Origin of the sequence: Microbacterium hibisci (genome assembly GCF_015278255.1) — a bacterium.
Classification (GTDB): domain Bacteria; phylum Actinomycetota; class Actinomycetes; order Actinomycetales; family Microbacteriaceae; genus Microbacterium; species Microbacterium hibisci.
The window spans coordinates 45,982-57,531 of the sequence record NZ_JADIJC010000002.1; the positions used below are offsets into that span (position 1 = coordinate 45,982).

An 11,550-nucleotide genomic window follows, 5' to 3' on the forward strand; every position below is an offset into this window, starting at 1 on the left:
AAAGAACAGCAGTGCTCCACACATCTCCCGACGGTCCGCCGTGGCGCGACCTGAACCACAACGGCCGCCTCGATCCGTACGAGGACCCTCGGCTCTCCCCGGAAGCCCGCACCGCGGACCTGCTCCCGCGGCTCAGCCTCGAGGAGAAGGCCGGCCTCATGTTCCACACCGTGATCGAAAGCGGACCGGACGGCACTCTCCTCGACGCACCCGGTGCCCTGAGCAAGTCCCCGACTCGCTCGGTCGTCCTCGACAAGCGGATGAACCACTTCAACGTGCACGCCCTCGGCTCGCCGCGGGAGGCGGCCAGATGGGCGAATGCGCTGCAACGCCTGGCGGAGGAGACACCCCACGGCATCCCGGTCACCATCAGCACCGACCCGCGTCACGCCTTCGTCGAGAACGCCGGCACGTCGTTCACCGCAGGATCGTTCTCGCAGTGGCCGGAGCCGCTCGGGATGGCGGGGCTGGATGACGACGACATCCGTGCCTTCGCCGACATCGCGCGCCGCGAATATCTGGCCGTCGGCATCCGGATGGCGCTGCACCCGCAGATCGACCTCGCGACCGAGCCGCGATGGGGACGGCAGCTGCACACGTTCGGCGCAGACCCGGACCGCACTGCACGTGCACTCGCCGCCTATATCGCGGGCTTCCAGGGCGACGGCATCGGGACCGCTTCCGTCGCCTGCGTGTCGAAGCACTTCCCCGGTGCCGGACCGCAGCAGGACGGTGAGGACGCACACTTCCCCTACGGCCGCGAGCAGGTGTACCCCGGCGATGCCTTCGATCTGCACCTCGGGCCGTTCCGCGCGGCGATCGCATGCGGAACGGCGGGCATGATGCCGTACTACGGCATGCCCGTCGGACTCACGCTCGACGACGAGCCGGTGCCGGCGGTCGGCTTCGGATACAACCGGCGCATCGTCACGGGTCTTCTCCGTGAACAGCTGGGGTTCGACGGTGTCGTCGTGACCGACTGGGAACTCGTGAACGACAACGTGGCGCAAGGGCAGGTGCTCCCGGCGAAGGCGTGGGGCGTGGAGCACCTGACGCCACGGGAGCGGATCGTCGCGATCCTCGACGCCGGTTGCGACCAGTTCGGCGGTGAGGAGTGCGTCGACCTTCTGATCGCGCTGGTGCGCGAGGGCGTGGTCGCCGAATCACGACTCGACGAGTCCGCACGACGGATCCTCGAGCTCAAGTTCCGTCTGGGGCTCTTCGACGACCCGTATGTCGATGAGGACGCAGCAGAGCAGATCGTCGGGTGCGCCCCTCATCGCGCCGCAGGCTTCCGCGCGCAGGCGGAAGCCGTCGCGGTGCTCGCCGACGGGGCGGGGATGCTGCCGCTGAAGCGCGGCTCCCGCGTCTACGTCGAGAACGTCTCCCCGGACGTCGCGGCCACCCTCGGCGAGGTCGTGGAGAACGTCGGCGATGCCGATCTCGCAGTGGTGCGCCTGGCAGCCCCCTTCGAGCCGCGGGACGATCTGCTGTTCGAGTCGCTGTTCCACCAGGGATCGCTGGACTTCCGCCCCGGACTCGTCTCCCGATTGGCCGACATCGCGGCGAGGGTGCCGCTCGTCGTCGACGTCGCGCTCGAACGCCCCGCGATCCTCGCGCCGATCGAGCGGATCGCATCCGTGCTCACCGGCACATTCGGCACGAGTGACGCCGCCTACGTCGCGGCGCTGACCGGCGAGATCGCGCCGCGGGGGAGCCTGCCGTTCGAGATCCCGCGGTCCATGCAGGCGGTGCGCGAATCGCGGGAGGACGTGCCGCACGACACCGCCGATCCGCTCTACACCGTCGGGCACCGCGTGGTGCCGCAGCGCGGAACGATCATGGCCGGGGTAGGGTTCGCAGAATGAGGCGCGCCGGCATCAGGACCGACCCCGGGCGGGTCGCGGATCGGATCTCGAGACTGCTCGACGAGTCGCTGCGGGCGGCCGTCTACGCGAAGGTCGCTCCACTCGACCTCGAGGCGTGGGAGGTGCCCGGCGAGCCCGTGCCGTTCGCCGACGCAGCGGCACAGGCGTACGCCCCGTTCACGGTCGGCACCGCGTGGGGGCGCCCGTGGAGCACACTGTGGCTGCGTGCACGGGGCCGCGTTCCCGAGGACTGGCCCGTCGACGACCGGTACCGCGTCGAGGTGGTGGTAGATCCCGGCTTCGACGACAACATGCCGGGCTTCCAGTGCGAGGGCCTGGTCTTCCGGCCGGACGGCACGATCGTCAAGGCGATCTCGCCGCGGAACTCCCGCGTCGCCGTCGTGGGACGTGACATCGACCTCTATCTCGAGCTCGCCGGCAACCCGAGCATCCCGCCGGAGTCGCACTGGCGCGCCACGCGGATGGGTGATGCGGCGACGGCCGGCGACGCCCCGCAATACCGGCTTCGCCGACTCGACGTCGCTCTCGTCGACCGTTGCGTCTGGGAGCTGCTGCAAGACATCGAGACCGTGCGAGGCCTCGCGTCGGAGCTCCCGCCCACGGCGCCGAGGCACGCGCAGCTGTGGGCCGCGCTCGACCGCATGCTCGACGTCGTCGACCCCGACGACGTCCACGGCACCGCCTCCGCGGGGCGCGATGCGCTCGCCGCCGTGCTGGCGGCGCCGGCTGCGGCGAGCGCCCATACCGTGCTGGCGACCGGTCACGCGCACATCGACACCGCGTGGCTCTGGCCGGTGCGCGAGACGGTGCGCAAGTGCGCCCGCTCGTTCTCCAACGCGCTGGCCCTGATGGAAGAGGACGCCGACTTCCGGTTCGTGTGCTCGCAGGCTCAGCAGCTGGCATGGGTGAAGTCGGCCTACCCCGAGCTCTTCGAGCGCATCCGCGAGAAGGTCGCATCGGGCCAGTTCGTGCCCGTGGGCAGCCAGTGGGTCGAACCCGACACCAACATGCCGAACGGCGAGGCGACCATCCGGCAGCTGACGTACGGCAAGCGGTTCTTCCTCGAGGAGTTCGGCGTCGAGACCCGAGAGGTCTGGCTTCCCGACACCTTCGGGTACTCGGCAGCGCTGCCCCAGATCATGCGACTGGCCGGTGTGGACTGGTTCATGACCCAGAAGATCTCGTGGAATCAGACCAACGCCATGCCGCACCACACCTTCCTGTGGGAGGGCCTCGACGGCACGCGGATCTTCACGCACTTCCCTCCGATCGAGACCTACAACGCACAGCTGTCGCCCGCCGAGCTCGCGCACGCCGAGCGGACCTTCGCCGACCACGACGCCGGCACCGTCTCGCTCGCGCCGTTCGGCTGGGGCGACGGCGGTGGCGGGCCGACGCGCGAGATGGTGGCGGCTGCGCGGCGGCAGGCCGACCTGGACGGCTCGCCGAGGGTGGTGCTCGGAGCACCCGCCGACTTCTACGCGCGCGCGTCGACCGAGAGCGAGGAGCTGCCGGTGTGGCGCGGCGAGATGTATCTCGAGCTGCACCGCGGCACGCTCACCAGTCAGCTGCGCACCAAGCAGGGCAACCGCCGCAGCGAGGAGCTGCTGCACGAGGCGGAGCTGTGGGCGGCGACGGCCGCGGTGCGCCGCGGCACGGAGTATCCCTACGACGAGCTTGACCGCCTGTGGAAGCGCGTCCTCATGCTCCAGTTCCACGACATCCTGCCCGGCAGCTCGATCGCGTGGGTGCACCGTGAGGCCGAAGCCGATCACGAGGCCATCCAGCGCGATCTGCAGGAGATCGTCGCGCGGAGCGTGACCGCTCTCGCAGCCACCGCCGACGTCGAGGCCGAGCCCGCATCCACTCCTGGGTACGCCGTCAACTCCGCGGCCGTCGCCATCGATGGCGTCGCCGCGTTCTCCATCGGCACCCCGGCCGAGCACCCGGCGGCCGTCGTCGAGGAGACCGCCGACGGCTGGCTCCTGCGCAACGGCACGGTGAGCGCCATTGTCGACCGCCGTGGGCTGATCGTGTCGCTCGCCGGCGCCGACGCCCGCGAGGTCATCCCCGAAGGCGAGCCCGGGGGCCTGCTGCGACTGCACCGCGATTCCCCCGACAAGTGGGATGCGTGGGACATCGATCGCCACTACCGCCACAATGCGCACGACCTCATCGAGACCGACGAGATCTCTGCGGGGACGGATGCCGGGACGGTGTTCGTGCGCGCGACCCGCAGCTTCGGGTCATCCTCGGTGACGCAGACCGTCGCCCTCGGCCCCGGGCGCGCGGCTCTCGACATCTCGCTCGACATCGACTGGCAGGAGCGCGGACGGCTGCTGAAGCTGGTGTTCCCGCTGGACCTGCACGCCGACGAGACCTCGACCGAGACCCAGTTCGGTCACCTGCGCCGGCCGACCCACCGCAACACCTCGTGGGACGAGGCGCGGTTCGAGGTCTCGGGCCAGCGCTGGCTGCACCTTGACGAGGCGGGTTTCGGCGCCGCCATCGCGAACGACTCGTCGTACGGCCACTCCGTCGATCGCGTCACCCGTCCGAGCGGCCAGACCACGACGACGGTCGAGATGTCGGTGCTCCGTGGGGCGCGCTTCCCCGACCCGAACGCCGATCGTGGACGCCATCGGGTGCGCTACTCGCTCCGCCCCGCAGCGACGATCGGCGATGCGCGCGAGGAAGGGCGGCGGATGTCGCATTCCCTGCGCTTCATCGATGCGGCGGAGCCCGTCGAGCCGCTCGTCTCGTCGAGCAGCGCCGACGTGATCGTCGAGACGGTGAAGCTGGCCGACGACCGCACCGGCGATGTGGTGGTGCGGCTCTACGAGGCCTCCGGTGGTCGCCGCCGGACCACCATCCGCCCCGCGTTCGCCGCGGATGCCGTCGAGCTGGTCGACCTGCTCGAGCGGACGATCGTCGGAAGGACGCGCGTCGGCGACGATCCGGCCGCGGTGACCCTCACCCTGCGCCCCTTCGAGATCGTCACACTGCGGTACCGGCGCGCGACCTGAGCGAACGCCCGCCTCGGTGCACCCGCAGACGACGAAGCGCCCGCGGGGGCGAAGACCCCGCGGGCGCTCCGAGTCGTGCGCCGCGTCAGCTCGCGACGCGAGCGCGCAGGTGAGGGGAGACGGATGCCGCGAACCCGGCGGCCGTGCGCTGCACGGCGAGGAGCGGGTCGGTGGCCCAGATCTCCTCGTTGAAGATCTCGACCTCGATGTCGCGGTCGTAGCCGGTCGCCTCGACGGCGGCCGTCAGCGACGCGAAGTCGATGACGCCGTCGCCCGGGTAGTGGCGGCTGAGCAGCACGTCCGCGGGGAGCGGGGTCTTCCAGTCGCACACCTGGTACGTCGCGATGCGGCCCTCGCGGCCGGCGCGCTCGATCGAGGAGAGGACGTCCGGATCCCACCAGATGTGGAACGTGTCGACGGTGGCGCCGACCACGGCCGGGTCGAAGTCCGCCGCGATGTCGAGCGCCTGCCCGAGCGTCGAGACGACGCAGCGGTCCGACGCGTACATCGGGTGCAGCGGCTCGATCGCGAGCGTCACGCCGGCGGACGCGGCATCCGGAACCAGCTCGCCGATGGCGTCGCGCACCCGCTCGCGCGCGCCCACCAGGTCGCGGGAGCCCTCGGGCAGTCCGCCCGCCACGAGCACCAGGATCGCCGTGGAGCCCTCGGCGCCGGCGGCCGCCAGCGTGGCGGCCTCTTCGATCGCCACGCGGTTGTCGTCGATCGACGCGCGGCGCGCCGCGCCCTCGGGCATCGTGAAGAAGCCCGAGCGGCAGTGCGTGGTGAAGCGCAGGCCCGAGTCGGCGAGCATCGAGGCGGCGGTCGCGAGACCGACCTCCTGCACGGGCTCGCGCCAGAGGCCGATCGCCTGCACGCCCGCCTCGGCGGTCACCCGCAGCGCGGTGGCGAGATCGGCGTACTTGATCGTCGCCTGGTTGATCGACAGGCGCGGGTCGGCGCTCATGCGAGCACCCCCGGGACGTCGATGCCGTTGATGCGCAGCATGCCGTGCCAGCGGACGGCCGCCAGCTCGGGCTGCTCGAGCGCGAGCGAGGAGTTGGCCAGCTCGACGATGCGCGACAGGTGCGGGAGGCTGCGCGCGGAGTGCAGCCCGCCGACCATCTGGAACGCGGACTGGTGGCCGTTCAGCCACGACAGGAACGCGACGCCGGTCTTGTAGTAGAAGGTCGGCGCGGCGAACACCTGGCGGCTGAGCTCCTCGGTGGGGCCGAGGATCTCGAGGTAGCGCGCCGGGTCGCCGGCGTCGATCGCCTGGATGGCGGCCGACGCGACCGGCGTGATCGCTGCGAAGGCGCCCAGCAGCGCGTCGGAGTGCTGGCGCGGCGAGTTCGCGTCGCGCTCGGGCTGCGTCGCGTCGGGCACGTCCTGCCCGCCGATGAGGCCCACGTAGTTGAAGTCGTCGCCGGTGAACATGCGCACGCCCTCGGGCAGGCGCTCGCGCACCGACACCTCGGAGGCGGCGTCCAGCAGGCTCATCTTGACGCCCGCGACCTTGTCGACGTTCTCCTCGATGATCTCGAGCAGCACCGACGACGCCTCGCGCCAGTCGGGCGAGCCGAAGTAGCCCTCGAGCGCCGGGTCGAACGCCGTGCCGAGCCAGTGGAGCACCACCGGCACGGTCGCGGACTGCAGCACCTCGCGGTAGACGCGGCGGTAGTCGTCTGCCGACTCCGCCACGCGGGCCAGGTGGCGCGATGCCATGAGCACCGGACCGGCGCCCTGCTCCTCGGTGAAGTGGAGCTGCTCCTTGTAGGCGTCGATGACCTGGTCGAGCGAGATCCGCTCGGCGTCGACGTGGTCGGTGTTGACGCCGACCACGACCGAGCCGCCCTCTTCGCGGGCGACCTGGGCCGAACGCGCGATCAGGTCGCGCGTCGCCGCGGCGTCGAGACCCATGTTGCGCTGCGCGGTGTCCATGGCGTCGGCGACGCCCAGGCCCCACGAGTACACGGCGCGACGGAAGTCCAGCGTCGCATCCCAGTCCACGTCGGCCGGCTGACCCGGAGTGTTGTCGGCCGAGGTCTTGGGGACCACGTGTGCCGCGGCGTACGCCACGCGGCTGCGCAGGGCGCCCTCGGGCTTCGTGTAGCCGGGTGATTCGTTGAGCTCGACGGCGGAGAGGGCTCCGTCGACGGCCAGGAGGTTGAGCTTCGTCATCCGTGCCTCGGATCAGTCCAGCGACAGCGTCGGCAGCTCGACCTTGCGGCCTTCGCGGCTGGACTGCAGACCGGCCTCGGCCAGCAGCACCCCGCGCGCGCCCGACAGCAGGTCGAACTCGTAGTCGGTGCCCTCGACGTACGACACGAGGAACTCCTCCCACTGCTGGCGGAAGCCGTTCTGGAACACGTCGTTGGTCGGAACCTCGGCCCAGTCGGCGTCGTAGTCGTGGTCGTCGGCGAGGTCGGGGTTCCACACCGGCTTCGGGGTGGCGTTGCGGTGCTGGATCTTCGCGCCGAAGAGGCCGACCACGGCCGAGCCGTGGGTGCCGTCGACGTGGAACTCGACGAGCTCGTCGCGGTTCACGCGCACGGTCCACGACGAGTTGATCTGGGCCACGATGTCGCCCTCGAGCTCGAAGATGCCGTAGGCGGCGTCCTCCGCGGTGGCGGTGTAGTGCTCGCCCTTCTCGTCCCAGCGGTCCTGGATGTGCACGGCGGCCTGCGCGTAGACGGTCTTGACCTCGCCGAAGAGGTTCTCGAGCACGTAGTTCCAGTGCGGGAACATGTCGACGATGATGCCGCCGCCGTCCTCGGCGCGGTAGTTCCACGACGGGCGCTGGGCGGGCTGCCAGTCGCCCTCGAAGACCCAGTAGCCGAACTCCCCGCGCACCGACAGGATGCGGCCGAAGAAGCCGGAGTCGATGAGGCGCTTGAGCTTCTGCAGGCCCGGGAGGTAGAGCTTGTCGTGCACGACGCCGGTCTTGACGCCGGCCTCCTGCGCGAGCTTGGCGAGCTCGAGGGCCTCGTCGACCGTCTCGGCCGTGGGCTTCTCGGTGTAGATGGTCTTGCCGGCCGCGATCGCCTTGCGCAGGGCCGAGGCGCGCGCCTTGGTGACGAGGAAGTCGGCGTAGATCTCCCAGCGCGGGTCGGCGAGGGCCGCGTCGAGGTCGGTCGTGTAGTCCTCGATGCCGTGCTTGGCGGCGAGCTCGGCGAGCTTCGCCTCGCTGCGGCCGACGAGGAGCGGCTTCACGGTGACCTTGGTGCCGTCGGGCAGCTCAATGCCGCCCTGCTCGCGGATCGCGAGGATCGAGCGCACGAGGTGCTGACGGTAGCCCATGCGGCCCGAGACGCCGTTCATGATGATGCCGATCTCGCGCACCTGCGGACGGGCCGATGCCTCGGCCGAGGCGGGAGCGAGTGTCGTGTCGGTCATGGGGTCCTGCTTTCTTCTCTGAAGGCCTGTAGTACCCGCCCGGCACGGGTGTCCGGTTGCGGGTAAACGCTTTCCAATAGTGTGCCATGGGATCGGATGCTGCGCAAGCGCTTTCCCAGCGGCATCCGATCACCGATCCGTCACGCGCGCAAGAGCACGCACCCGTGCGGCTCGAGCGAGAGCCGCACGACCGAGCCGCCGGGGGCGACGCCGCGCGCGGCATCCGACTGCTCGTGAACGGCCTCGACGGGAACGGATGCCGCATCCCACACGTCGACGACCGCGTCCGGTGCCGGCCCGAGGCCGAGGGAGCGCGTGTCGAAAGGCTCGTCCCGGGCCTTATCGGAGGTGTTGAAGACGGCGACCCAGCGGGCGTCGCCGCGTTCGGCCGCCCAGACCACGAGGTCGCGCTCGCGCAGCAGCTCGCGATTGCGGGACGAGTCGCGCAGGATCTCGAGCACCGCGTCGTTCGTGAAGAGGGCGATGGTCTCGGGTGCGCTCGTGGGCAGGTCGCCGCCGATCATCAGGGGCGAACGCGCCATGACCCACAGCGTCACCAGCGTGCGCCGCTCCGCGAGGGTCAGGGCGCCCTCGCGCGGCTCGCCGCGCTCGGCGCGGAGTCCGATGCGGCCGAGCGGCAGCATGTCGGCGTCGGGCCAGCCGTCAGGGCCGGCGAGCGGCGCCCAGCGCGCGAGGCGGGCGAAGTTCGCCTCGACGTCTTCCCACCTGTCCCACAGGTCGTCGCAGACTCGCCACATGGTGGCATGCGCCCGCAGGTGCTCGAGGTGCGCCGCCGACAGGTCGCGCCCGGGTGAGAGCGACAGCGCGATCGCGCGCGGGGCCGTCTCGATCGCCGTCGAGAAGGCCTCGATCTCGGCGGCCTGGTAGGGCCACAGCAGGTCGTCGGCCTTGATGAAGTCGACGCCCCACATCGCGTACTGGTCGGCGATCGAGTGGTAGTACGCCGCCGCGCCGGGCTTCGCGTGATCGAGGCCGAGGTAGTGCGGGTTCCACTCGCACACGTTCGCCGGATCGGCGACGGCCGAGGCGGTGACGCCGGCACCGAGTACCGGCAGGTCGCGCTCGACGGCGAGGCGGGGGATGCCGCGCATGATGTGGATGCCGAACTTCAGGCCGAGCTCGTGCACGCGGGCGGCGAGCGGCGCGAAGCCGGCGCCGCCGGCCGACGACGGAAAGCGCACCGGGTCGGGCTGCACCCGCCCGAACTCGTCGATGACCAGCGGTGCGGACTCGTTGTAGCCGTGCGACCGCGCGGTCGGGTCGGCCCAGTCGATGTCGACGACGACGGTGTCCCACCCGTACGGCAGCAGGTGCTCGGCCATGAACCGGGCGTTCGCGAGCACCTCGTCCTCGGTCACCGTCGTGCCGTACGAGTCCCAGCTGTTCCAGCCCATCGGGGGAGTGGCGGTCTTGCGCAGCGTCATCGCTCTGTCGTCCTGTCGTCGTCGGACCTGCGCCGCAGAGCGCGCTGGCAGGTGGGTGGGAATCGGAGATCCCGCGAATATCGGACGCTTCGGCCTGGGACGTCTAATATTCGCAGGATGTCCGAGATTCGCGGGCGCCGGCGACTCAGGCCAGCCGGATCGCGGCCCACGATACGGCGGGCAGCGCGACCGACAGCTCCTCGCCGTCGACGGATGCCCCGGCGTCGCGCACGCCGACGCGCTCACGGTCGTCGAGCGTGTTGGCGGCGTAGAGGTCGTCGTCGTGCAGCAGATGCGACTCGACGACGGCGACCTCGCGGCGGAGGGCCCGCACGAGCGGTGCGAGGTCGACGCGCAGGGTCGCGGCATCCGTCGTCGAACGGTTCACCACGAAGAGCGACACGCCCTCGTCGTCGATGGTCGCGACGGCGTTCAGCGCGTCGACGTCGCCGAGCTTCTCGGTCGCGATCGTCGCCGACGAGACCGGCACGCGCACGGCGCGACCCTGAGCGAGGCGCGAGGTGATCGAGAACGGGAAGAACGTGGTCTGGCGCCACGCCGGGCCGCCGGGCTCGGTCATGATCGGGGCGATCACGTTCACCAGCTGCGCGAGCGACGCTGAGCGCACGCGGTCGGCGTGCTGGAGCAGCGTGATCATGAGGTCGCCGAAGACGACGGCGTCCAGCGCGTTGTACTTGTCTTCGAGCAGCCGGGGCGCGACCGGCCAGCCCTTCTCCTCGGGCTTGTCGTTCTGGCCGCCCTCGTCGTCGTGGAGGTACCAGACGTTCCACTCGTCGAACGAGATCATGATGCGCTTGTCGCTCTTCTTGGTGGCCGCCACCGTGTCGGCGATCGCGACGACCGACTCGATGAAGCGCGCCATGTCGACGCCCGAGGCGAGGAACTCCTGCGCGTTCCCGCCCTGCTCCTGGTAGTAGGAGTGGCACGAGATGAAGTCGACGTCGTCGAACGTGTGCTCGAGCACGGTGCGCTCCCACGAGCCGAAGGTCGGCATCGAGCGCGCCGACGAGCCGCACACGACGAGCTCGACGCCCGGGTCGACCATGCGCATCGCCTTGGCCGTGCGCGAGGCGAGCTTGCCGTAGTCGTCGGCGTTGCGGTGGCCGACCTGCCACGGGCCGTCCATCTCGTTGCCGAGGCACCACATCTTCACGCCGAACGGCGTCTCGCGCCCGTTCGCGGCGCGCTGGTCGGTCCACTCCGTGCGGGTGTCGATGTTGGCGTACTCGAGCAGGTCGAGCGCCTCCTGCGTGCCGCGGGTGCCGAGGTTCACGGCGAGCATCAGCTCGCTGCCGACGCGGTCGAGCCACGCCTGGAACTCATGGAGGCCCACCTCGTTCGTCTCGGTGGAGTGCCACGCGAGGTCGAGACGGCGGGGGCGGTCGGCCTTCGGGCCGATGCCGTCCTCCCAGCGGTACCCCGACACGAAGTTGCCGCCGGGGTAGCGGATGGTGCTGACGCCGAGCTCCTTCACGAGGTCGATCACGTCGGTGCGGAAGCCCTCGTCGTCGGCCGACGGGTGCCCCGGCTCGAAGATGCCGTCGTAGATGTGGCGGCCGAGGTGCTCGACGAAGCCGCCGAACAGGCGGCGGTCGATGTCGGCGATCTCGTGGTGCGGATCGAGGCGGGCGGAGGCGTCGTGCGAAGCGGTCACGGGCGGCCTTTCATCGGTTCGGTCGGGGTGCGGATGCGGGATGTCGGTCACGGATCTTCCTCGGAAGACGGATGCCGCGGCCCCGCGCCACGGCATCCCTCACTCCATCCGCCCTCGGGCGA

The 11,550-nt window shown here is 70.7% G+C and carries 7 protein-coding genes; 2 read left to right on the forward strand and 5 right to left on the reverse strand.

The genetic code is table 11. The annotated features are described in order from the left end of the window. The first annotated feature begins 11 nt into the window (after positions 1 to 11). The gene (locus IM770_RS04410; RefSeq protein WP_307785375.1) at positions 12 to 1,868 is read left to right on the forward strand and encodes a glycoside hydrolase family 3 protein; all 1,857 of its coding nucleotides are present in this window, start codon (positions 12 to 14) and stop codon (positions 1,866 to 1,868) included. Further along, positions 1,865 to 4,915: an alpha-mannosidase gene (locus IM770_RS04415; RefSeq protein ID WP_203579930.1), complete on the forward strand. Its 3,051-nt coding sequence runs from the start codon at positions 1,865 to 1,867 to the stop codon at positions 4,913 to 4,915. The genes IM770_RS04410 and IM770_RS04415 overlap by 4 nt, the downstream gene beginning before the upstream one ends. 85 nt (positions 4,916 to 5,000) lie before the next feature. Here the strand turns inward: IM770_RS04415 and IM770_RS04420 are convergent, their stop codons facing one another. The 5 genes from IM770_RS04420 to arfA form a co-directional block, all read right to left on the reverse strand. Continuing rightward, positions 5,001 to 5,879, reverse strand: coding sequence for a sugar phosphate isomerase/epimerase family protein (locus IM770_RS04420; RefSeq protein WP_203579931.1), 879 nt, complete (start codon positions 5,877 to 5,879; stop codon positions 5,001 to 5,003). After that, positions 5,876 to 7,093, reverse strand: a complete 1,218-nt coding sequence (locus IM770_RS04425; protein ID WP_203579932.1) for a dihydrodipicolinate synthase family protein — start codon at positions 7,091 to 7,093, stop codon at positions 5,876 to 5,878. Before IM770_RS04425 ends, IM770_RS04420 begins: the two co-directional genes overlap by 4 nt. Positions 7,094 to 7,105: 12 nt before the next feature. Then, positions 7,106 to 8,308, reverse strand: a complete 1,203-nt coding sequence (locus tag IM770_RS04430; RefSeq protein ID WP_203579933.1) for a Gfo/Idh/MocA family protein — start codon at positions 8,306 to 8,308, stop codon at positions 7,106 to 7,108. Between the two features lie 140 nt (positions 8,309 to 8,448). Continuing rightward, positions 8,449 to 9,753 carry an alpha-galactosidase gene (locus tag IM770_RS04435; protein WP_239065788.1) on the reverse strand — a complete coding sequence of 435 codons (1,305 nt, stop codon included), beginning with the start codon at positions 9,751 to 9,753 and terminating at the stop codon, positions 8,449 to 8,451. A gap of 145 nt (positions 9,754 to 9,898) precedes the next feature. Further along, positions 9,899 to 11,428: an arabinosylfuranosidase ArfA gene (gene arfA / locus IM770_RS04440; RefSeq protein ID WP_307785376.1), complete on the reverse strand. Its 1,530-nt coding sequence runs from the start codon at positions 11,426 to 11,428 to the stop codon at positions 9,899 to 9,901. Positions 11,429 to 11,550 lie beyond the last annotated feature (122 nt).

What these genes read in the sequence shown, in the direction of transcription:
- IM770_RS04415 (WP_203579930.1), top strand. Translation starts at nt 1,865, where the DNA reads ATGAGGCGCGCCGGCATCAGGACCGACCCCGGGCGGGTCGCGGATCGG.
- IM770_RS04420 (WP_203579931.1), bottom strand. Translation starts at nt 5,879, where the DNA reads ATGAGCGCCGACCCGCGCCTGTCGATCAACCAGGCGACGATCAAGTAC.
- IM770_RS04425 (WP_203579932.1), bottom strand. Translation starts at nt 7,093, where the DNA reads ATGACGAAGCTCAACCTCCTGGCCGTCGACGGAGCCCTCTCCGCCGTC.
- IM770_RS04430 (WP_203579933.1), bottom strand. Translation starts at nt 8,308, where the DNA reads ATGACCGACACGACACTCGCTCCCGCCTCGGCCGAGGCATCGGCCCGT.
- IM770_RS04435 (WP_239065788.1), bottom strand. Translation starts at nt 9,753, where the DNA reads ATGACGCTGCGCAAGACCGCCACTCCCCCGATGGGCTGGAACAGCTGG.